The organism is Pinisolibacter aquiterrae, from assembly GCF_019160155.1.
Lineage (GTDB): Bacteria > Pseudomonadota > Alphaproteobacteria > Rhizobiales > Ancalomicrobiaceae > Pinisolibacter > Pinisolibacter aquiterrae.
This window is the reverse complement of record NZ_JAFNIH010000027.1, coordinates 146,416-168,849: the sequence shown is the minus strand read 5'-3', so window position 1 is coordinate 168,849 and position 22,434 is coordinate 146,416. Positions and strand designations below refer to the sequence as shown.

The following is a 22,434-nucleotide window of genomic DNA, read 5'->3' as shown; positions in this document are numbered from 1 at the left end:
CCGTGCCCATCGTTCGCCATCCGAACCCCGTCGTCCGATTCGCCCCGGAGCCCGTCTTGACCACTCCCGCCATCGTCCTCGAGGACGTTCGCCTCCGGCTCGGCAACGGCACCGCCGCCGTCGACGTCCTGCGCGGTCTCACCCTCACCCTCGCCGCCGGCGAGCGGGTCGGCATCGTCGGCGCCTCCGGCTCCGGCAAGTCGACCGCGCTGATGATCGCCTGCGGTCTGGAACGCGCCGACCGCGGCCGGGTCGCCGTCGCCGGGATCGACCTCGCCGGTCTCGACGCCGATCGCCTCGCCCGCTTTCGCGGCGAGACCATCGGCATCGTCTTCCAGTCGTTCCACCTCGTCTCCGACATGACGGCGCTCGAAAACGTCGCCACTCCGCTCGAACTCGCCGGCCGGCGCGACGCCTTCGCCCGCGCCCGCGCCGAACTCGCCGCCGTCGGCCTCGCCGACCGGCTCGATCACTACCCCTCGCAACTCTCCGGCGGCGAGCAGCAGCGCGTCGCCATCGCCCGCGCGCTGGTACATCGCCCCTCGATCGTCGTCGCCGACGAACCGACCGGCAATCTCGACGAGGCGACCGGCGCGGACGTCGCCGATCTCCTCTTCGCCCGCGTCGCCGAGATCGGCGCCACCCTGATGCTGGTCACCCACGACCCCGACCTCGCCGCCCGCTGCGACCGGGTGATCCACGTCCGGGCCGGCCGCGTCCTCGAAGAGACGCCCGCATGAGCGACGCGCTCGCCCGTCTCGCCGCCGCCGTCCGCATCGCCGGGCGGGAGATTCGCGGCACCTTCCGCCGCTCGCTGCGCGGCTTCGGCATTCTCGTCGCCTGCCTCGCCCTCGGCGTCGCCGCCATCGCCGGCGTCGGTTCCCTCGGCCGCGCCTTCGAGGCGACCCTCGACGCCCAGGGCGACGCCATCCTCGGCGGCGATCTCGCCTTCTCGCTCAATCACCGCCCGGTCGCCCCCGACGCCGCCGCCTATCTCGCCGAGCGCGGCGCGACCTCGCAGATCGCCACGCTGCGCGCCATGGCCCGCTCGACCGACGGCGAACGCACCGCCCTGGTCGAGGCCAAGGCCGTCGACGCCGCCTACCCCCTGGTCGGCCGTCTGACCCTCGCCGACGGCACCGATGCCCGCCCGCTCCTCGCCGCCCCCGCCGCCGGCGCCCCGGCGCCCGCCCTCGTCGAGGAGACCCTGCTCGACCGGCTGAAGGTGCGGGTCGGCGACGAGATCGCCGTCGGCACCGCGCGCCTCAGGATCGCCGGTGTGATCGGCGACGAGCCCGATCGCCTCGCCTCCGGCATCGGCTTCGGCCCGCGCCTGATCGTCTCCACCGCGACGCTCGACACCACCGGCCTGCTCGCTCCCGGCTCGCTGGTCCATTGGCACCTGCGGCTGCGCCTCGCCGGAACCGCCGATGCCACCCGCATCGCCGAGGTCCGCAAGGCGGCCAAACGCGCCTTCCCCGACGCCGGCTGGCAGGTCCGCTCGCGCGCCGACGCCGCGCCCGGAACCCGCGCCACCATCGAGCGCTTCGTCCAGTTCCTCACCCTGGTCGGCTTCACCACTCTGGTGATCGGCGGCATCGGTGTCGCCAACGCCGTCGCCGGCCATCTCGAGCGCCGCCGCCGCACCATCGCCGTGTGGCGCACCCTCGGCGCGAGCCGCGCCCAGATCTTCGTCGTCCACGGCCTCGAGATCGGCGCGCTCGCCGCGATCGGCATCGGCCTCGGCCTGATCGTCGGCGCCACCGCGCCATGGCTCCTCGCCGGCCCGATCGGCTCGGCCCTCGGTGTGGCGATCACTCCGGTCATGGCCCCGTTCGATTGGCTGTTGGCGGCGGCCGAGGGCGCGCTCACCGCCGCCCTCTTCACGATCCTGCCGCTCGCCCGCGCGGTCGAGACTCCACCGGCGGTGCTCTTCCGCGACACCGGCGAGGCCGCCTCTCGCCGCCGCCTGCCTCCCGGCTGGCCGGCGGCCGTGGTGATCGCCGCCGCCCTCGTCGCGCTGGTGATCGTGACCGCCCCCGACCGCCGCATCACCACGCCCTATCTCGCCGTGCTCGCGCTCGCCCTCGTCGGCCTGCGCCTGACCGCCGCCGGCCTGATCGCGCTGCTCCGCCGCATCCCCCGCCCCGATCGGTTCGAAGCCCGCGCCGCCGTCGCCACCATGGTGCGGCCTGGATCGGCGACCGGCTCGATCCTCGCCTCGATCGGCCTCGGCGCGACCCTGATCGTCGCCCTGCTCCAGGTCGAGACCGGACTTCTCTCGGCGATCGAGAAGACCCTGCCCGGCGCCGCGCCGAGCTTCTTCTTCCTCGACGTTCCCGCCCGCGAGGCCGACGGCTTCCGCGCCTTCCTGGCCGAGAGGGCGAGCGATGCCCGCATCGAGGACGTGCCGATGCTGCGCGGCCGCATCACCGCCCTGAAGGGCGTGCCGGTCGAGCAGGCGCGGGTCGACGAGAAGGTCCGCTTCATCCTCTCCGGCGATCGCGGCATCACCTTCTCCGCCGAGCCGCCGCCCCATTCCACCATCGTCGCGGGCGCCTGGTGGCCGGCCGATCACGCCGGACCGCCGCTCGTCTCCTTCGACGCCGACACCGCGACGGGCCTCCGCCTCGGCGTCGGCGATCTCGTCCGCGTCAACGTGCTCGGCCGCGAGATCGAGGCGAAGGTCGCCAATCTCCGCAAGATCGAATGGGACCGGCTCGCCATCAACTTCTTCATGGTGTTCTCGCCGGACACGTTCCGCGGCGCGCCCGCCACCCGGCTCGCCACCGTCACCTGGGACGGCGGCGCCGACGCGACGCGCGAGCGCGACCTCCTGCGCGCGGTGATCGACCGCTGGCCCGTCGTCACCGCCGTGCGCGTCAAGGACGCCCTCGCCCAGGTCGACGCGCTCGTCCGCCGCTCCGCCTCCGGCATCTCCGCCGTCGCCCTCTTCGCGGTCGCCGCCGCCACCCTCGTGCTCGCCGGGGCCCTCGCCGCGCGCGGCGAGGCTCGCGTCCGCAACGCCGCCATCCTGGTGGCGATCGGGGCGACGCGGCGCCGCCTGATCGGCGCTCTGGCGCTCGAATTCGCGCTGCTCGGGCTGATCGGCGGCCTCTTCGCCGCCCTCCTCGGTACGCTCGCGGCGAACCATGTCCTGACGAGGATCATGCATCTCGCCTTCGCGCCGGCCTGGGGTCCGCTCGCCGTGACTCTCGCCGGATGCCTCGTCGTCACCGTCGCGCTCGGCCTCGCCGCGACCCGCGAGGCGTTGCGCGCCCGGCCCGCGGACATCTTGCGCGCCACCGCATCATGACGAAAATTTAATCTCGCGGAAGCCATCCTGAGTCGGATTCGGGCCGGTTCGCCCCGACCCCGCCTTGCGGCGGTCACGAGCACGACCCATATTGATCCTCCGAGGACCCTTGCGAACGGGTCGCAACGGACGGAAAGGATTTCACTCGATGTCGAACTTCGACAACGGCTTTGCCCGCTTCGGTTCGACCGTGGCGCGTGCCGACGCCCGGGAGATCGATCAGGGCCTGCGCGCCTACATGCTCTCGATCTACAACTTCATGGCCATCGGCGTCGCGGTGACCGGCATCGTCGCCCTGGTCGTCTACAACATGGCGGTCACCACCGTCGGCGCGCCGGACGCGGTCGCCGCCGTGCGTGGTGGCATCGCGCTGACCGAGTTCGGCCGGCTGATGTTCATCAGCCCGCTGAAATACGTGGTGATGTTCGCCCCCCTCGCGATCGTTCTGCTGCTCGGCTTCAAGGTCCAGAGCATGCAGCCCTCGACGGCTCAGGGCGTGTTCTTCCTCTACGCCGCGCTGGTCGGCGCGTCGCTGTCGACGATCTTCCTCGTCTACACGCACGCCTCGATCGCCAACGTGTTCTTCATCTCCGCCGCGTCCTTCGGTGGCCTGTCGCTCTACGGCTACACCACCAAGCGTTCGCTGTCGGGCATGGGGTCGTTCCTGATGATGGGCCTGATCGGCATCATCATCGCGAGCCTGGTCAACCTGTTCCTGGCCTCCAGCGCCCTGCAGTTCGCCATCTCGGTGATCGGCGTGCTGGTCTTCGCGGGCCTGACCGCCTTCGACACCCAGAAGCTCAAGGAGCAGTATCTCTTCGGCCTCTCCGGCGCCGACGAGGCCACCATCGGTCGCTCGGCCGTGATGGGCGCGCTGACCCTCTATCTCGACTTCATCAACCTGTTCGTCATGCTGCTGCAGCTCTTCGGCAACCGCAGCAACGACTGATCGGCTTTCGATGATCGCAAACGCAAAGGGCGGCCCTCGGGCCGCCCTTTTTCGTCTCGACGATCGTTCGTCGCAGCCTCCGACCACTCACTTCGGGGCGGCGATTCTCTCCAGGAAATCGGCCGTCCGACGCGTGTTCTTCACGATTTCCATGAGAGCGATGATGCCTCCGGCCACGAGCACCGCGCCGAGGAAGGCGCCGACGGTCGTGAAGATCGGCCCGAAGAGGCGGACATACCACGGCGCATAGCCCTGAAACGCCATCGCCAGTCCGGTCACCAGACCACCCAGGGTCGAAACCACCACCAGGGCGATGGCGACGAAATCCAATGTCTTCAAAATGAAACTACGCATCCGTCTATACCTCCAAAAAGGACGGATCATCGTCACACGCAAAAAGAGTGTTGTCGATTCTAAAAATTGATACGTGCATCTCCGAATTCCGATCGACCCTGCCGGCGCACACTTCCACCCATGACGAACAAGGCCACGATCTCGCGATCGTGGCCTTTCCCGTCCCCCGAAGGGGTGATGTCCGCCGATGCCCGCATCGGACGACCCCCGGCACCCCGAGACCGTCCACGCGCGCGCCGCCGCCGATCACATGTGGATCGCGCGCTTGTCGACGGCCATCGCCGCCTCCTTGACCGCTTCCGACATGGTCGGGTGAGCGTGGCAGGTGCGGGCCAGATCCTCGGACGAACCGCCGAACTCCATCAGCACCGCCGCCTCGTGGATCATCTCGCCGGCGCCGGCGCCGAGGATGTGGACGCCGAGCACCCGGTCGGTCGCCTTGTCGGCGATCACCTTGACGAAGCCCTCGGTGTGACGCATCGCCTTGGCGCGGCCGTTGGCGGTGAAGGGGAACTTGCCGACCGAATAAACGACGCCCGCCGCCTTCAGATCCTCCTCCGTCTTACCGACCGAGGCGATCTCCGGCATCGTGTAGACCACGCCCGGGATCACGTCGTAGTTCACGTGGCCGTGCTGGCCGGCCAGGATCTCGGCGACGGCGACGCCCTCGTCCTCGGCCTTGTGGGCGAGCATGGCGCCACGGATCACGTCGCCGATCGCATAGATCCCCTGGACCGACGTCTGGAAGTGATCGTTGACCTCGATCCGGCCGCGCTCGTCGCGCGCCACGCCGACCGCCTCGAGCCCGAGACCCTCGGTATAGGGCACGCGGCCGATCGCGATCAGCACCACGTCGGCCTCGACGGTCTCGGTCTCGCCGCCGGCGGCGGGTTCGAGGCTGACGACCGCGCCCGCCTCGGTCTTCTCCACGCCCGTCACCTTGGTGCCGAGCTTGAACGCGAAGCCCTGCTTGGCGAGGATGCGCTGGAAGGTCTTGCAGGTGTCGAGGTCCATGCCCGGCAGGATCCGGTCGAGATATTCGACGACCGTCACCTCCGCGCCGAGACGCCGCCACACCGAGCCGAGCTCGAGCCCGATCACGCCGGCGCCGACGACGATCATCTTCTTCGGCACCGAGGCGAGCTCGAGCGCGCCGGTCGAGGAGACCACCACCTGTTCGTCGATCTCGATGCCCGGCAGCCGCGCGACGTCGGAGCCGGTGGCGATGACGATGTTGCGCGTCTCGATCACCGAATTGGTGCCGTCCTCGAGCGCCACGCCGACGTTGCCCTTGGAGAGGATCGAGCCGGTCCCGTGGACCACGTCGATCTTGTTCTTCTTCAACAGGAACTGGATGCCGCCGACGTTGCCGTCGATGACGTCCTGCTTGTGCTTCATCATGGTCGGCAGGTCGAGTTCCGGCGCCGGGATCCTGATGCCGAGCGGCGCGAACTCGTGGCCCGCCTCCTCGAACAGCTCGGAGGCGTGCAGCAGCGCCTTGGAGGGGATGCAGCCGACGTTGAGGCAGGTGCCGCCGTGCGTCTTGCGCTTCTCCACCACGCAGACCTTCATGCCCAGCTGAGCCGCGCGAATGGCGCAGACGTATCCGCCCGGTCCGGTGCCGATGACGACGAGATCGTAAACTTCAGCCATTGCCCTGATCCCTGTTTGATCGCATGGGTGAACCGTCACCGCCCCCCTGAAACGTCGAGGATGGCGCCGGTCGTGTAGGATGCCGCATCCGAGAGGAGCCAGACGACCGCCGCGGCGATCTCCTCGGCCCGGCCGGCTCGCTTCATCGGAATCTGATCCGCCAGCGCCGTCGCCCGATCGGGCTGGCCGCCGGAGGCGTGAATCTCCGTGTCGACGATACCCGGACGCACCGCGTTGACGCGAATGCCCTCGCTCGCCACCTCACGGGCGAGCCCGATGGTGAACGTGTCGACCGCCGCCTTGGCGGCCGCGTAGTCGACATATTGCCCGGCCGATCCGAGCCGCGCCGAAATCGACGAGACGTTGACGATCGCCCCGCCCCGGCCGCCGTGTCGCGTCGACATGCGGCGAACCGCCTCCCGCGCCACCATCATCGTGCCGAACACGTTGATGCGGAACATGCGCTCGATCCGCGCCGTCGACATCTCGTCGAGCCGCGCCGCCACGTCGACGACGCCGGCGTTGTTGACGACGCCCACCAGCCGGCCGAACCCGTCGACCGCGGCGAACAGCGCCGCGACCTCCGCCTCGACACCGACGTCGGCCGCGACCGCGATCGCCTCACCGCCGGCCGCTTCGACCAGCGCCACGGTTTCCGCCGCCGCCTCCGCGTTGCCGGCGTAATCGATGACCACCCGGACGCCCTTGCGTGCCGCCGCGACCGCGATCGCCCGGCCGATGCCTCGGCTGGCACCCGTCACCAACACCACGTCGGGAAGCTCGGTCATCGCCGTCCGCTCTTTCTCGGCTCCCGGCGGGGCTTCGCGCCGCCCGGCCATGGGCGGATCGCGACGCCGTCGCGGTCCGCCGTTCCGGTCGTTCGATCAGATGTCCATGACGAGGCGCTGCGGGTCCTCGATCATCTCCTTGATACGGACGAGGAAGGTCACCGCTTCCTTGCCGTCGATGATCCGGTGATCGTAGCTGAGCGCCATGTACATCATCGGACGGATCACGATCTGACCACCCCGCACGACCGGACGGTCCTCGATGCGATGCAGGCCGAGAATGGCCGACTGCGGCGCGTTGAGGATCGGGGTCGACATCAGCGAGCCGTAGACGCCGCCGTTGGAGATGGTGAAGGTGCCGCCCTGCATCTCGTCGATCTTCAGTTGACCGTCGCGGGCGCGGCGGCCGAAGTCGGCGATGGTCTTCTCGACACCGGCGATCGACAGCCGATCGGCGTCGCGCACCACCGGAACCACCAGACCCTTGTCGGAGCCCACCGCCACGGCGATGTTGTAGTAGTTCTTGTAGATGATGTCGGTGCCGTCGATCTCGGCGTTGACCGCCGGGATGTCCTTCAGCGCCGCGACCGCCGCCTTGACGAAGAGACCCATGAAGCCCAGGCGCGCGCCGTGCTTCTTCTCGAACAGGTCCTTGTACTGCGTGCGCATCGACATCGCCGCGCTCATGTCGACGTCGTTGAACGTCGTCAGCATGGCGGCGGTGTTCTGCGCCTCCTTCAGACGACGGGCGATCGTCTGACGCAGCTTGGTCATCTTGACCCGCTCCTCGCGGGCGGCATCGTCCGAAGCCGAGGCCGGTCGCGGCGCCGCGACCGGGGCCGGCGCGGCGGCCTTGGCGCCCGAGGCGACGGCGGCGAGCACGTCTCCCTTCAGAACCTGACCGCGCTTGCCCGAACCCGCGTCGACCGAAACGCCCGCGTCGGCCATCAGCTTGGCGGCGGCCGGCGACGGCGGCATGGTGGTCGAGGAGGCGACGGCGGCGGGGGCCGACGCCGGAACCGCGGCCGGCGCGGCGGCGGCGGGCGTGGCGACCGTTCCGGCGGCGCCTTCCGCGAGCGTGCCGAGCAGCGCGCCGACGCCGACGGTGTCGCCGTCCTTGGCGACGATCGACTCGAGCATGCCCGAGGCCGGAGCCGGCACTTCCACGGTCACCTTGTCGGTTTCCAGTTCGACCAGCGGCTCGTCGGCGGTCACCGCCTCACCCGGCTGCTTGAACCACTTCGCGATGGTCGCCTCGGTGACGGATTCGCCGAGCGTCGGAACCTTGATCTCGATCGCCATGATCGTCGTCTCTTCGTTTGGATCGTTTTCAGGATCGTCCCGACCGATCGGCGCCGCGGCGCCGATCGGAGGGCTCGGATGTCGTCACGCCTTGAAGCAGTCTTCCAGGAAGGCCTCGAGCTGCGCCTTGTGCCGCGAGGCGAGACCCGTCGCGGTCGCCGCCGAAGCCGGGCGACCGGCATAGCGGGCCCGCTTGGACGCGCCACCGACCTGGTTCAGCACCCACTCGAGATAGGGTTCGATGAAGAACCACGAACCCATGTTCTTCGGCTCTTCCTGGCACCACACCACTTCCGCCTGCTTGAAGCGGGCGAGCAGGCGCACCAGCGACTTCACCGGCGTCGGGAACAGCTGCTCCACGCGCAGCAGATAGACGTCGTCGATCCCGCGCCGTTCGCGATCCTCGAGCAGGTCGTAGTAGACCTTGCCCGTGCACAGGATCACACGACGGATCTTCTCGTCCGGGACCAGCTTGGTGGTGGTCGGCTCCTTGCCGCTCTCGGCGGAGTCGATCAGCACGCGATGGAAGTGCGAATCCTCGGCCAGGAGATTGAGCGACGAGACCGCCCGCTTGTGGCGGAGCAGCGACTTCGGCGTCATCAGGATCAGCGGCTTGCGGAAGTCGCGCATCAGCTGCCGGCGCAGGATGTGGAAGTAGTTCGCCGGCGTCGTGCAGTTGGCGACCTGCATGTTGTCCTCGGCGCACATCTGCAGGAAGCGCTCGAGACGGGCCGAGGAATGCTCCGGACCCTGACCCTCGTAGCCGTGCGGCAGCAGGCACACGAGGCCCGACATGCGCAGCCACTTGCGCTCACCCGACGAGATGAACTGGTCGAACACCACCTGGGCGCCGTTGGCGAAGTCACCGAACTGGCCTTCCCAGAGGGTCAGAGCGTTCGGTTCCGCCAGCGAATAGCCGTACTCGAAGCCGAGCACCGCCTCTTCCGACAGCATCGAGTTGATGACTTCGTACTTGGCCTGGTTCTCGCCGAGATTGTTCAGCGGGATGTAGCGCGCCTCGGTCTCCTGATCGTAGAGCACCGAGTGGCGCTGCGAGAAGGTGCCGCGCTCGCAGTCCTGACCCGACAGGCGGATCGGATGGCCGTGCAGGGCCAGCGTTCCGAACGCGAGCGCCTCCGCCGTCGCCCAGTCGATCCCCTCGCCGGTCTCGACCGCCTTCCGGCGATTGTCGAGGAAGCGCAGGATCGTCTTGTGGACGTTGAAGCCCGACGGCACCTCGCACAGCTTGGTGCCGATGTTCTTCAACTCGTCCATCGTCGCGCCGGTGAGGCCCGAGCGATCGCTGTCGTCATGGATGCCGACCGCCTTCAGGCCCGTCCAGCGACCGTCGAGCCAGTCGGCCTTGTTCGGCTTGAACGCCTGACCGGCCTCGAACTCGCCGTTGAGATGCTTGCGGAAATCCGCCTGCCACTCGTCGACCTCGGCCCGCGTCACCACGCCCTCGGCGACCAGCTTCTCGGTGTAGATCGCCACCGTGGTCGGATGGTTGCGGATCTTCCGATACATGATCGGCTGGGTGAAGCTCGGCTCGTCGCCTTCGTTGTGACCGAAGCGGCGATAGCAGAACATGTCGATCACGACCGGCTTGTGGAACTTCTGCCGGAACTCGATCGCCACCTTGGCCGCGAAGGTCACCGCTTCCGGATCGTCGCCGTTCACGTGCAGGATCGGCGCCTCGATCATCTTGGCGACGTCCGACGGATAGGGCGAGGAGCGCGAGAAGCGCGGATAGGTCGTGAAACCGATCTGGTTGTTGATGATGAAGTGGATCGAACCGGCGGTGCGATGCCCCTTCAGACCGGAGAGACCGAAGCACTCCGCCACCACGCCCTGACCGGCGAAGGCCGCGTCGCCGTGCAGCAGCAGCGGCAGCACCTGGGCGCGCTCGTCGAGCGGCACGATCTCGGCGAAGGGATCCGCCGCCAGCTGATCCTGCTTGGCGCGGGCCTTGCCCAGCACCACCGGATTGACGATCTCGAGATGCGACGGGTTGGCGGTCAGCGACAGATGGACCCGGTTGCCGTCGAACTCGCGGTCCGACGAAGCGCCGAGGTGATACTTGACGTCGCCCGAGCCTTCCACCTCGTCCGGGGCGAAGGAGCCGCCCTTGAACTCGTGGAACAGCGCCCGATGCGGCTTGCCCAGCACCTGGGTCAGCACGTTCAGACGGCCGCGATGGGCCATGCCGAACACGATCTCCTTCACGCCGAGATTGCCGCCGCGCTTGATGATCTGCTCGAGCGCCGGGATCAGCGCCTCGCCGCCGTCGAGACCGAAACGCTTGGTGCCGGTGTACTTGACGTCGATGAACTTCTCGAAGCCTTCCGCCTCGATCAGCTTGCGCAGGATCGCCCGCTTGCCTTCCTTGGTGAAGGCGATGGTCTTGTCCGGCCCCTCGATGCGCTCCTGGATCCAGCCCTTCTCGTGCGGATCGGAGATGTGCATGAACTCGACGCCGATGGTCGAGCAATAGGTCCGGCGCAGGATCGCCACCATCTCGTTGACGGTCGCGAATTCCAGACCCAGCACGTGATCGATGAAGATCTTGCGATCGAGGTCCTTCGGCGTGAAGCCGTAGGACGAGGGATGCAGCTCCTCGTGATCCTTGTCGGCGGAGATGTCGAGCGGATCGAGCTTGGCGTGGAGATGGCCGCGCATGCGATAGGCGCGGATCATCATGATCGCTCGCACGCTGTCGCGCGCCGCCTGCTGAATCTGCTCCTGGGTCAGCTCGACGCCCTTGGCCGCCGCCTTGCCCTTGACCTTGTCCTTGAGGGTCTTCTCGAGCCAGGTCCAGTCGCCGTCGAGCGACGACACCATCTCACCCGAGGCCGTGACCGGCCAGTTGGGGCGCTTCCAGGCGGGACCCTTGGCATTCTTCAGGACGCCGGCGCGGTCGTCCTTGAGCTCGGCGAAGAACTCGCGCCAGCTCGCGTCGACCGAGGCCGGGTTTTCCTCAAAGCGGGCGTGCATTTCCTCGATCCAGGTGGCATTGCCGCCGTAGAGGAAGGAAGTCAGCTGCTGCTCTTCACGATCCATGGTGCGTCCCGGAACCTCGCGGCCCCGCCTCGATCTCGCTTCGGAATCACCCTCTCACGGGGCGCATTCCCCTCCGTTCGGCCGGCGGTCCGCCGCAATCGAATCGATTGACGTTCGGCGCGTCCGAGCTTCCTTTCCGTCCACCCCCGGCGATCCGGGGTGCGAACGACGAGGGGAGCCGTGGCTCCCCTCGAGACTTCGTCACTTCCCGAAGGCCTTGATGGCTTCGAGCAGGGTCTCGCCGAGGCGCGCCGGCGAGGGAGAAACGTTGATGCCGGCCTGCGACATCGCCTTCATCTTCGACTTGGCGTCGCCCTTGCCGCCCGACACGATCGCGCCGGCATGGCCCATGCGACGGCCCGGAGGCGCCGAGACGCCGGCGATGAACCCGGCCATCGGCTTCTTGATCGGATGGGCCGCGAGATACTCCGCCGCCTCTTCCTCGGCCGAGCCGCCGATCTCGCCGATCATGATGATCGACTGGGTCTCGGGGTCCTGCAGGAACAGCTCGAGCATGTCGATGAACTCGGTGCCCTTGACCGGGTCGCCGCCGATGCCGACCGCCGTCGTCTGGCCGAGGCCGACGTCGGTGGTCTGCTTGACCGCCTCATAGGTCAGGGTGCCGGAGCGCGACAGGATGCCGACGGAGCCACGCTTGAAGATGTGGCCCGGCATGATGCCGATCTTGCACTCGTTGGGCGTGAGCACGCCCGGGCAGTTCGGCCCGATCAGGCGCGACTTGGAGCCCTTGAGCGCCTTGCCGACCTTGACCATGTCCATCACCGGGATGCCCTCGGTGATGCAGACGATCAGCGGGATCTCCGCGTCGATCGCCTCGAGGATCGCGTCGGCCGCGAAGGGCGGCGGCACGTAGATCGCGGAGGCGTCGGCGCCGGTGGCGGCCTTGGCCTGCCACACGGTGTCGAAGATCGGCAGACCGAGATGGGTCTGGCCACCCTTACCGGGCGTCACGCCGCCGACCATCTTGGTGCCGTAGGCGATGGCCTGTTCGGAGTGGAAGGTCCCCTGCGCGCCGGTGAAGCCCTGGCAGATGACCTTGGTGTCCTTGCTGACGAGAATAGACATTCGATCAAGCTCCCCGCACGGCCTTGACGATCTTCTGAGCGGCGTCGTCCAGGTTGTCGGCCGGGATGACGTTGAGACCGGACTCGCGGATGATCTGCTTGCCCATCTCTTCGTTGGTGCCGGTCAGGCGAACCACCAGCGGAACCTGGAGCCCGACCGCCTTCACGGCGGCGAGGACGCCACGCGCGATGATGTCGCACTTCATGATGCCGCCGAAGATGTTGACCAGGATGCCCTTCACGTTCGGATCGGAGGTGATGATCTTGAACGCCGCCGTCACCTTCTCTTCCGAAGCGCCGCCACCGACGTCGAGGAAGTTCGCCGGGCTTTCGCCGTAGAGCTGGATGATGTCGAGGGTCGCCATCGCCAGACCCGCGCCGTTGACCATGCAGCCGATGGTGCCGTCGAGCGCGATATAGGCGAGGTCGTACTTGGAGGCCTCGATCTCCTTGGCGTCTTCCTCCGTTTCGTCGCGCAGGGCGACGATGTCGGGATGACGGAAGAGCGCGTTGGAGTCGAAGTTCACCTTGGCGTCGAGGACCTTGAGGTCGCCGGCGTCGGAGACGATCAGCGGGTTGATCTCGAGCATCGCCATGTCCTTCTCGACGAAGGCGCGATAGAGATCGCCGACCAGCTTGACGCACTGCTTCACCTGCGGCCCGGTCAGACCGAGCGCATAGGCGACGTTGCGGCCGACGTAGGGCTGATAGCCCGCCGCCGGATCGACGTGGAAGGTGTGGATCTTCTCAGGAGTGTCGTGAGCGACCGTCTCGATGTCCATGCCGCCTTCGGTCGACACCACGAAGCCGACCGAGCCGGTGGCGCGATCGACCAGGGCCGAGAAGTAGAGCTCGCGGGCGATGTCGGAGCCGTCCTCGATGTAGAGGCGGTTGACCTGCTTGCCGGCCGGGCCGGTCTGGACGGTCACCAGCGTGTTGCCGAGCATCTCCTTGGCGAAGGCCTCGACCTCGGCCACCGACTTGGCGAGACGCACGCCGCCCTTGGCGTCGGCCGGCAGTTCCTTGAACTTGCCCTTGCCGCGACCACCGGCGTGGATCTGCGACTTGACGACCCAGAGCGGGCCGCCGAGCTCTTCGGCGGCCTTGGCCGCCTCGGCCGGAGTGAACGCGGGAATGCCGCGCGACACCGGCGCGCCGTACTCGCGAAGGACGGCCTTCGCCTGATATTCGTGGATGTTCATCGCCTCGTCTCGCCTCGAAAATCTCGATTCAGAGGGTGTCGGAACCGGCGTTCGACCCCCATGGGCGCCAGCCCACGAAGCCCGTTCACGACGACGATACGAGGTCTCCCCCCACTCGCGGATCCTCCATCCGCGAGAAGACGGAGCCGGCGAGAGCCGGCCCCGCGCATCGTACGACCGATTCCGTGAGACGCCTCCCAGGAGAGGCGCTCGAAGGAAGTCCGTTCGACCGAACGCTCGCTCAGGCGAGGGCCGGCTGAATCTGCTTGCAGGCGTCGACCAGGCCGGTCACCGAAGCGACGGACTTGGCGAACTGCGCCTTCTCGGTCGCATCGAATTCGACCTCGACGATCTTCTCGACGCCGCCGGCGCCGATCAGCGCGGGGACGCCGACATACATGTCGGTGAGGCCGTATTCGCCGTTGAGGGCCGCGGCCACCGGCAGAACGCGCTTCTGGTCCTTGAGATAGGACTCCGCCATCGCGATGGCGGACGCGGCCGGGGCGTAGAAGGCCGAGCCGGTCTTCAGGAGGCCGACGATCTCGGCGCCGCCCTTGCGGGTGCGGTCGACGATCGCGTCGAGCTTGTCCTGGGTGAGCCAGCCCATCTTGACGATCTCCGGCAGCGGCACGCCGCCGATGGTGGAGTAGCGCACCAGCGGGACCATGTCGTCGCCGTGGCCGCCCAGCGTCATCGCATGGACGTCCTTGATCGAGACGCCGGTCGCCTCGGCGAGGAAGTAGCGGAAGCGGGCGCTGTCGAGCACACCGGCCATGCCGACCACCTTGTTCGCCGGCAGGCCGGAGAACTTCTGCAGCGCCCAAACCATCGCGTCGAGCGGGTTGGTGATGCAGATGACGAAGGCGTCGGGGGCGAATTCCTTGATGCCGGCGCCGACCTTCTCCATGACGGAGAGGTTGATCGACAGGAGATCGTCACGGCTCATACCCGGCTTGCGCGGCACGCCGGCGGTCACGATGATCACGTCCGAACCGGCGATCGCCTCGTAGGACGACGCGCCCGAGAGGGCCGCGTCGAAACCGCCGACCGGGGACGACTCGGCGATGTCCAGGGCCTTGCCCTGCGGAACACCGTCGACGATGTCGAACAACACGATGTCGCCGAGTTCCTTGAGGCCGGCCAGATGGGCCAGCGTGCCACCGATTTGACCCGCGCCGATCAGGGCGATCTTTTTCCGCGCCATTTCAGAGGTTTCCCTTCACGTCAATTGGAGGTCGGTGCGACATCCTGTCGTGCGGTTCGATACTCTGTTCCGGGAAGGGGTGCAAGTCGGCCGAAGGTTTATTAGGCCTTCGAAAAGTGACCGGAAATGCGGCAATTTCAGCGCAAATTGCAAGACGTTTCACGTTCGCGAGAGATCGTCCGTCCCGGCCTCCTCGTCGGGTCCGACGAGGCCACCGTGCTCCCCCAGATGCGGGGTCGCGGCATATTCCTCGGAGCGCATTTCGGTGAGGCGCGAGACCGTCCGGGCGAATTCGAAGGTTTCCGCGCCGCCCTCTCCGCCCCACAGCGCCTCCGGCCCCGCCGCCGCCGAGACCATGATCTGGACCCGGCAATCGTAGAGCGCGTCGACGAGGTTGATGAGCCGCTTGGCGGCGTTGCGCCGCTCCGGTCCGAGGATCGGAACACGTTCGATCATAATGGTGTGAAAGCGACGGGCGATCTGCAGATAGTCGGCCGCCGCCAGCGGCGTCTCGCAGAGGTCGGCGAAGTCGAACCGCGCCCGCGCCCCGCAGGCCTGCGGCACCACGATCGTGCGGCCCCGGAAGGGAATGGTCTCGCGCCCGCTCGGCCGATGCTCGGTCAGCCGGAACCAGGCCTCCTCCATCACCAGATCGGTCTCCGCGCCGAGCGGCGTCGTCCAGACCGCGTCGGTATCGGTCTTCTCGAGCCGATAGTCGGTCGCCGCCGACAGGCGCTCGACGTCGACATAGGTCTGGAGCAGCGCGACGAAGTGCAGGAACAGGGCGCGGTTGAGCCCGTCCTTGTAGAGATCGTTCGGCGCCACGTTGGAGGTCGCCACCACCACAACGCCGGCCTCGAACAGCTTCTCGAACAGCCGCCCCAGGATCATCGCGTCGGCGATGTCGTAGACGGCGAATTCGTCGAAGCACAGGAGGCGCGTCTCCTCGGCGATCGCGGCGGCCACCGGCTGGATCGGATCGTCGCCCTTGAGCCGGCCGGCGACGATGTCGGCGCGCGCCCGGTGGATCCGGTCCTGGACATCGGCCATGAAGGCATGGAAATGGGCGCGCCGCTTCTTGCGTACCCGGCTGACCTCGTAGAAGAGGTCCATCATCATGGTCTTGCCGCGCCCGACCTCGCCGTGGACGTAGAGCCCCCGGATCGCCTCGCGCTTCGGCGCCTTGCGCGAGAACAGCCAGCCGAGTGCCGAGCCCTTGACCGCGAGATCGCTGGTCGCGAGTTCCGTGTCGAGCCGGTCGAGCCGCCGCGCCAGCCGCTCCTGGGCCGGATCGGACGAGATCGCTCCGGACGCGACCAGGGCTTCGTAGCGGCCGGCGACGGTCCGCAACCTCTCTTCGCTGTGCGGCATGGGACGGGGAACTCTCTTGGGACGAACCGACGGAAGGACGAACCCTTCGCCTACGCGCCCGGCGCCCGCCCGTCAAACCCCCGGCGACGGCGACGATCGTCGAACCGCGCCGAGGTGCCCGTCACTGCGCGCGCGGATGGTGGCGATGGATCACCTTGCCGCCGCCGAGCCGCTCGACGTTGTAACGCAGCCGCTGACGCGCCGGCGCCACCGCCGCGCGGGCCACGTCGAGCGCCACGTCGAGCGGGGTCGAACGGCCGACCAGCGTGCGGCCGAGGGCGAGCCCCGTCTCGAGCGTCGCCGCGACCGTTCCCTCGGCCACCGCGTCGATCTTCTCCGCCACCATCCGCAACGACTCGCTCGGGCTCGCCCCGGCCGGATCGGTGATGGCCGCCAGCGCCGCGTCGGTGCGCAACGCCACCACCACCGGCGACAGCTGCACGATCTCGCTCCAGGCTTCACCGAAGGACATGAGATTGCGCCAGGTCGAAGTCATGGCGCTCTGATAGGTTCGGTAGGGCATGCGTGTTCCTTGCTCGATCCCGATCGCCGGATCGGGCTCCGGCCGAGATCGTGAATCATGTTAGCCGCCTTCCTCCGTCGAGGGAAGAGCAATGTTGCAGTGCAGCATTTCTGACGATGCGCATGCCGCACCCGCGCTCCTCGCCCTTGGCGAAACCTCCGCGATCCGCTATGCGATTGCCTCCGTTCCCCCGGTCGTGGACCGAGGAGACGCGCCTCGCCGTCCTCCTCGTCGACCGGCGCGGGGCGCGAACCGAGGAGGCACGGAGCGTTCCATGGCCGAAGTGCTGTCACCCGCCGCCGTCGAGGCCGCCGAGGCCCGGATCCGCGCCCATGTGCGCCACACGCCCGGCATGATGGTCGAGGGCGCCGCCTTCGGCCTCGCCGACCCGGTCCACCTCAAGCTCGAGCTGTTCCAGCACACCGGCTCGTTCAAGGCGCGCGGCGCCTTCAACAATCTGCTCGCCCGTCCCGTGCCCAAGGTCGGGATCACCGCCGCCTCCGGCGGCAATCACGGCGCCGCCGTCGCCTATGCGGCGGCCTGCCTCGGCCACCGCGCCCGCATCTTCGTGCCGACGGTGTCGAGCCCGATCAAGATCGAGCGCATCCGCGCCTATGGCGCCGAGGTCGTGGTCGCCGGCGATCGCTATGCCGACGCGGCCCTCCTCTCCGACGCCTGGGCGAAGGAGAGCGGCGCCCTCGTCGTCCACCCCTTCGACAGCCCCTACACCATCGCCGGTCAGGGCACCGTCGCCCGCGAGTGGGAGGAGGACGCGCCCGACGGGCTCGACACGGTGCTGGTCGCCGCCGGCGGCGGCGGCCTCGTCGCCGGCACCGCGCTGTGGTTCCACGGCCGCACCCGGGTGATCGCGGTCGAGCCGCAGGGCTCGCGCGCGCTCCACGCCGCCCGCGCCGCCGGACGGCCGGTCGACGTCGAGGTCGAGTCCATCGCCGTCGACAGCCTCGGCGCCAAGCGCGTCGGCGAACTGGTCCACGTCATCGCCCGCGACTGGGTCGACGACGTCGTGCTGGTCCCCGACAGCGCCATCGTCGAGGCCCAGCGCCGGCTGTGGTCGAGCCTGAGGATCGCCGCCGAACCCGGGGGCGCCACCGCCCTCGCCGCCCTCCTCGCCGGACACTACCGCCCCCGGCCCGACGAGCGCGTCGGCGTCCTGGTCTGCGGCGGCAACGTCGATCTCACCACGCTCGCCGCCCTCGCGACCTGAGCCCGCGCCTCTTCCTCGTCAAAGGAGTGACCGCCCATGTTCCCCGATCGTCTACTCGCCGGATATCGCGCCTTTCGCGCCGGGCGCTGGCAGAGCGAGAACGCCCGTTATCTCCATCTCGCCGAGGCGGGCCAGAAGCCCGAGGTGATGATCATCGCCTGCTGCGACAGCCGCGCCGGACCGGAGACGATCTTCGACGCCTCCCCCGGCGAGCTCTTCGTGGCGCGCAACGTCGCCAATCTCGTGCCGCCCTACGCCCCCGACGACGATTATCACGGCACCTCGGCTGCGCTCGAGTTCGCGGTGATGGGCCTCAGGGTCAAGCACATCGTGGTGATGGGTCACGGCCGCTGCGGCGGCATCGCCGCCGCCCTGAAGGAAGCTCCCGAGCCGCTGTCGCCCGGCGACTTCATCGGCAAGTGGATCTCGCTCCTCGAGAAGCCGGTGGCCCAGTGCCTCGAGTGCGGCGAGACCGCCCCGGCCGAGCGCCACCGCCTGCTCGAGCGCCTCTCGATCGTGAATTCGATCGAGAACCTGCGCACCTTCCCCTGCATCTCCGCGCTCGAGGCGTCCGGCCGCATCGCCCTGCACGGCGCCTGGTTCGACATCGCCCTCGGCGAACTCCACGTCCTCGACCAGTCGACGGGCATGTGGGAGCGCCTGGAATCGCGCGACGTCGCCTGAGGCAGGAGACGGCGCGAGGCCGGCCTCGGGGAACCCCGGCGCCGGCCTCGTTCGCCTCAGAGTCCCTGAGCGATCGGGTCACGGCTTCAGATAGGCGTAGCCCTCGCGCTGGAGCAGCGCGACCTCGGCGACACCGGCGCCGATCAGATCCTCCCGCGCCACGCCGTAGAGATCCTTGTCGGGATCGAGCCCGCGACCGATCAGCGTGTTGCGGCAGATCAGGAAGCGCGCGCCCTTGGCCTTGAGCCCGTCGATCCGCCGCGCCAGATCCGGTTCCGTCAGCGCGTGGGTGAGGAGATCGATGCCGTCGCCGTTGACCACCACCACCAGATCGAGCGCACCCGGCGCCAGTGCCCGGTAGTGGTTCTCCATGTTGCCGAGCCAACCGACGTGCTTGGCGCCGGAATAACCGCCGCTCTCGGAGAGGTGGTAGACGACCTTCTGATGCCCGAAGTCCTGGGCGACCGGCGGCACCGTCACCTGCCGGGGCGTCGCATGCGCCCGCCACAGATCGCGGCCGACCCAGAGCCCCGCCCCGGCCGCGACCCCGGCGGCCACGATCAGCGCCGCCCGGCGCGTGTTCGAACGTCTCTCGGCCATGTCCCCTCCTCGATCGTCGATGGTCGGCCCCGCTCGTCCCGTTTCGAGACGGCGGCGCTCGTCGCTCGCCCTGTAGCCAGAGCCGTGCCGAGACGCCGCCCCATTGAACCCCGCCTGCGAGATTGGTAAACGGGAGCCCCGCGCGCCTCGCGTGCGGATCCCTCGCGGTAGTCGCGCGCGCATCGATCGGCGCTGCGCCCGCGCCCTTCAAGCCCCAGAACGCGGGATCGTCCCATGGCCTCCTTCAATCTCTTCCTTCTCCCCGGCGACGGCATCGGCACCGAAATCATGGTCGAGGTCGAGAAGGTCGTCGCGTGGTTCGAGAAGCGCGGCGTCGCGACCTTCGAGCGCGAGCGCGGCCTGGTCGGCGGGTCCGCCTACGACGCCCACGGCAAGGCGATCTCCGAATCCGACATGGCCCTGGCGATGGCCTCCGACGCGGTGATCTTCGGCGCCGTCGGTGGCCCGAAATGGGCCGACGTCCCCTATGACGTGCGTCCCGAGGCGGGCCTCCTGCGCCTGCGCAAGGATCTCGGCCTCTTCGCCAACCTGCGCCCGGCGATCTGCTATCCGGCCCTCGCCGATGCCTCCGCGCTGAAGCGCGAGCTGGTCGAGGGCCTCGACATCCTGATCGTGCGCGAGCTGACCGGCGGCGTCTATTTCGGCGAGCCCAAGGAGATCGTCACCCTCGAGAACGGCGAGAAGCGCGCCGTCGACACCCAGGTCTACACCACCCACGAGATCGACCGGATCGCCCGTGTCGCCTTCGATCTCGCCCGCACGCGCGGCGGCAAGGTCCACTCGGCCGAGAAGCACAACGTCATGAAGTCGGGCGTCCTGTGGAAGCAGGTCGTCTCCGAGGTCGGCAAGGGCTACGCCGACGTGACGCTCGAGCACATCCTCGCCGACAACTGCGCCATGCAGCTGGTGCGCCGGCCCAAGCAGTTCGACGTCATCGTCTGCGACAACCTCTTCGGCGACATCCTCTCCGACGTCGCCTCGATGCTGACCGGCTCGCTCGGCATGCTGCCCTCCGCCTCGCTGGGCAGCCCCGACCCGGCGACCGGCCGCGCCAAGTCGATGTACGAGCCCGTCCACGGCTCGGCGCCGGACATCGCGGGCAAGGGCCTCGCCAACCCGATCGCCATGATCGGCTCCTTCGCCATGGCGCTGCGCTACACGCTCGGCCTCGGTGAGGCCGCCGACCTCCTCGACGGCGCCGTCGCCGACGTGCTCGCCTCGGGCCTGCGGACCGCCGACATCGCCAACCCCGGCCAGAACGCCATCTCCACCACCGAGATGGGCGACGCCGTGGTCAAGGCCCTCGACGCTCGCGTCGCCTGAAGACCGCGCGCGCACGGCGTGAAGAACTTGCGCCCGCGTCGCCTCGGCGACGCGGTGCCGAAACGGAAATGAGACGGCCCCGGACGCCCCGCGTCCGGGGCCGTCTCATTTCACCTCGAACGGCCGGCGATCGAGGATCACCGGCTCCTCCGCCGGGCTCTTGGCGACCATCACCAGATCGTAGGCCCCGGGCTTCGACGGCGCGACGATCTCCACCGCCCGCGACGATCCCGGATCGAAACTGTTCGCGATCTTCAGCGCCTCGACGCCGCCGCCGCGCGGCACGATCGCCACCTCGTCGAAGAAGCCCGGCGTCTGCGCCAACCCCACCGCCCAATGCTCGCCCGGCGCGAGCCGCTCCGGCGCCTGGGTGAAGACCGAACCCTCCACGACGATCGACCGGCGCGCCAACACCGCGTGGCCGCCCGTCTTCGCCACGACCCGCAGCTCGTAGGTCCCGGGACCGGCCGGCAGCGCCTTCTCGCCGCGTTCGAGATCGTCGCGAAGGCGATGCTCCGCCCCGGCGCCGACGCGCCAGAGTTCCAGTCGCGTCGCCCCGCCCGCGCCGGTCCAGTCGAGCGCGACCGGCGCCGCCGTCCGCACCCGATCCGGCCCGCGGATCTCGATCGCCACCGCCTCGACCGTGATCGACGTCCGCGCCAGCTCGATCGGTGTGTCGCCCGACGTCCGCCGCACCAGCGTGTAGCGTCCCGGCACCGGCGGCGCGACGAATTCGGCCGACGGATGCTCGAGATCGAGCTCGCGCGCCTCCACCTCCTCGCCGTCCGGCGCGATCAGCGCCAGCGTGAAGTCGAGCCCGTTGCGGCCCATCGAATGAACCTGGAAGCTCTCGCCCGCCTCGACGCGCGCCGGGGCGTCGATCCGTACGTCGGCGGCGGAGACGGTGACCGGCGCCGTCGCGAGCGTCAGCCGCGGCGCGCAGAGTTCGAGCCGGAGATCATAGGCCCCCGGCCGCGCCGGCACCTCGATCTGCGACGGGCGATCCGCCCCGACCCGCACCGGCGCCGTGGCGTATGCGCCGGGCTCGCCCTTGGGCGCGAAGGAGACCCGCGCCTCGCTCTGCCACGCCCCGTCCCAGTCGAAGGTGATCACCGAGGCCGCCGGCGCGCGCCCGTCCGGCGCCGATTGCCCGATCCGCAGCCCCTGCCCCAGAACGAGACGGCGGTCGAGCGGCACCTCGAAACGGGTCGGGCCCTTCGCGCCGATCGTCACCTCGCCGCGCCCCCAGGCGACGGTCGCATCGCCGATCCGGCGCGCCGCCAGCAACACGTAGCGCCCCTCGGGCAGCTTCTTCGCCACGCCGGGCTCGAGGTCGCCGAGATGACGCTTGCCCTCGAGCAGCACCGCGATCCGGGTCGGCCCGGGCGGGAGATCCTTCGGCGCCGCGACACGCACCGAGACCTCGCGGCGCGGCCGCTCGGACACCTCGTCGCGCGACATCTGCTCGAGGAAGAGCAGCGGCGGCAGGAGCAGCGACACGACCCCGAAATCCGGCTTCTTGTCGTAGCGGACGGGATCGAGATCCCCGGCGCAGGGGTAGTCCGCCTCCTGCGCCGCAGCGGGCGCGGCGAGGAGCGCCGCCGCCACCGCGACGACCGACGAGACGCCCGAACGATGCCCTCGCATGACCGATCCCCCGAGACCGCGTGAAGAGACGAAGAGGAAATGTTTCCCGAACGATAGCCGCGCCGTCCGGCCCCGTCGATCGCGCGGCGGCGCGAAACCGCGAGATGAACGCATTCGTCATCGAGCA

18 protein-coding genes are annotated in these 22,434 nt (G+C 69.0%); 6 read left to right on the top strand and 12 right to left on the bottom strand.

What is annotated here, in order from left to right; translation table 11 throughout:
- The first annotated feature begins 56 nt into the window (after positions 1-56).
- The 3 genes from J3S89_RS11680 to J3S89_RS11670 all read left to right on the top strand — a co-directional run bounded on the left by J3S89_RS11680 (position 57) and on the right by J3S89_RS11670 (position 4,265).
- Positions 57-740: an ABC transporter ATP-binding protein gene (locus tag J3S89_RS11680; protein WP_230488888.1), complete on the top strand. Its 684-nt coding sequence runs from the start codon at positions 57-59 to the stop codon at positions 738-740.
- Entirely contained in the window at positions 737-3,316 is a 2,580-nt protein-coding gene (locus tag J3S89_RS11675; RefSeq protein ID WP_217927720.1) for an ABC transporter permease, read from the top strand. Before J3S89_RS11680 ends, J3S89_RS11675 begins: the two co-directional genes overlap by 4 nt.
- A 148-nt stretch (positions 3,317-3,464) precedes the next feature.
- Positions 3,465-4,265 (top strand): Bax inhibitor-1/YccA family protein, encoded by an 801-nt coding sequence (locus J3S89_RS11670; RefSeq protein WP_217927719.1) that lies wholly within the window; start codon positions 3,465-3,467, stop codon positions 4,263-4,265.
- An 87-nt stretch (positions 4,266-4,352) separates the two neighbouring features.
- On the opposite strand, the gene J3S89_RS11665 is transcribed toward J3S89_RS11670, so the two are convergent.
- The 10 genes from J3S89_RS11665 to J3S89_RS11620 all read right to left on the bottom strand — a co-directional run bounded on the left by J3S89_RS11665 (position 4,353) and on the right by J3S89_RS11620 (position 16,807).
- Positions 4,353-4,619 carry a hypothetical protein gene (locus tag J3S89_RS11665; protein ID WP_217927718.1) on the bottom strand — a complete coding sequence of 89 codons (267 nt, stop codon included), beginning with the start codon at positions 4,617-4,619 and terminating at the stop codon, positions 4,353-4,355.
- A gap of 246 nt (positions 4,620-4,865) precedes the next feature.
- Positions 4,866-6,272, bottom strand: a complete 1,407-nt coding sequence (gene lpdA, locus J3S89_RS11660; RefSeq protein ID WP_217927717.1) for a dihydrolipoyl dehydrogenase — start codon at positions 6,270-6,272, stop codon at positions 4,866-4,868.
- A gap of 35 nt (positions 6,273-6,307) precedes the next feature.
- Positions 6,308-7,060: an SDR family oxidoreductase gene (locus tag J3S89_RS11655; RefSeq protein WP_217927716.1), complete on the bottom strand. Its 753-nt coding sequence runs from the start codon at positions 7,058-7,060 to the stop codon at positions 6,308-6,310.
- A gap of 96 nt (positions 7,061-7,156) precedes the next feature.
- Entirely contained in the window at positions 7,157-8,362 is a 1,206-nt protein-coding gene (odhB, locus tag J3S89_RS11650) for a 2-oxoglutarate dehydrogenase complex dihydrolipoyllysine-residue succinyltransferase (RefSeq protein ID WP_217927715.1), read from the bottom strand.
- An 84-nt stretch (positions 8,363-8,446) separates the two neighbouring features.
- Positions 8,447-11,422 carry a 2-oxoglutarate dehydrogenase E1 component gene (locus J3S89_RS11645; RefSeq protein WP_217927714.1) on the bottom strand — a complete coding sequence of 992 codons (2,976 nt, stop codon included), beginning with the start codon at positions 11,420-11,422 and terminating at the stop codon, positions 8,447-8,449.
- Between the two features lie 201 nt (positions 11,423-11,623).
- A complete protein-coding gene (gene sucD, locus J3S89_RS11640; protein ID WP_217927713.1) occupies positions 11,624-12,508 on the bottom strand; it encodes a succinate--CoA ligase subunit alpha in 885 nt (294 codons plus the stop codon).
- Positions 12,509-12,512: 4 nt separating this feature from the next.
- Positions 12,513-13,709: an ADP-forming succinate--CoA ligase subunit beta gene (gene sucC, locus J3S89_RS11635; protein WP_217927712.1), complete on the bottom strand. Its 1,197-nt coding sequence runs from the start codon at positions 13,707-13,709 to the stop codon at positions 12,513-12,515.
- Between the two features lie 241 nt (positions 13,710-13,950).
- Entirely contained in the window at positions 13,951-14,913 is a 963-nt protein-coding gene (gene mdh / locus J3S89_RS11630) for a malate dehydrogenase (protein ID WP_217927711.1), read from the bottom strand.
- 159 nt (positions 14,914-15,072) lie between these two features.
- The gene (zapE, locus tag J3S89_RS11625; protein ID WP_217927710.1) at positions 15,073-16,284 is read right to left on the bottom strand and encodes a cell division protein ZapE; all 1,212 of its coding nucleotides are present in this window, start codon (positions 16,282-16,284) and stop codon (positions 15,073-15,075) included.
- A 121-nt stretch (positions 16,285-16,405) separates the two neighbouring features.
- Positions 16,406-16,807, bottom strand: a complete 402-nt coding sequence (locus J3S89_RS11620) for a hypothetical protein (protein ID WP_217927709.1) — start codon at positions 16,805-16,807, stop codon at positions 16,406-16,408.
- Between the two features lie 274 nt (positions 16,808-17,081).
- Between J3S89_RS11620 and J3S89_RS11615 the strand changes: the two genes are divergently transcribed.
- The gene (locus J3S89_RS11615) at positions 17,082-18,032 is read left to right on the top strand and encodes a threonine/serine dehydratase (RefSeq protein ID WP_217927708.1); all 951 of its coding nucleotides are present in this window, start codon (positions 17,082-17,084) and stop codon (positions 18,030-18,032) included.
- Between the two features lie 36 nt (positions 18,033-18,068).
- Positions 18,069-18,716 carry a carbonic anhydrase gene (locus J3S89_RS11610; protein WP_217927707.1) on the top strand — a complete coding sequence of 216 codons (648 nt, stop codon included), beginning with the start codon at positions 18,069-18,071 and terminating at the stop codon, positions 18,714-18,716.
- Positions 18,717-18,794: 78 nt separating this feature from the next.
- On the opposite strand, the gene J3S89_RS11605 is transcribed toward J3S89_RS11610, so the two are convergent.
- Positions 18,795-19,316, bottom strand: coding sequence for a DsrE family protein (locus J3S89_RS11605; protein WP_217927706.1), 522 nt, complete (start codon positions 19,314-19,316; stop codon positions 18,795-18,797).
- 234 nt (positions 19,317-19,550) lie between these two features.
- Here J3S89_RS11605 and leuB point away from each other — a divergent pair, with 234 nt between their 5' ends.
- The gene (gene leuB / locus J3S89_RS11600; protein WP_217927705.1) at positions 19,551-20,660 is read left to right on the top strand and encodes a 3-isopropylmalate dehydrogenase; all 1,110 of its coding nucleotides are present in this window, start codon (positions 19,551-19,553) and stop codon (positions 20,658-20,660) included.
- Positions 20,661-20,765: 105 nt separating this feature from the next.
- Here leuB and J3S89_RS11595 read toward each other — a convergent pair whose 3' ends face one another.
- Positions 20,766-22,307, bottom strand: a complete 1,542-nt coding sequence (locus tag J3S89_RS11595) for a hypothetical protein (protein ID WP_217927704.1) — start codon at positions 22,305-22,307, stop codon at positions 20,766-20,768.
- Positions 22,308-22,434 lie beyond the last annotated feature (127 nt).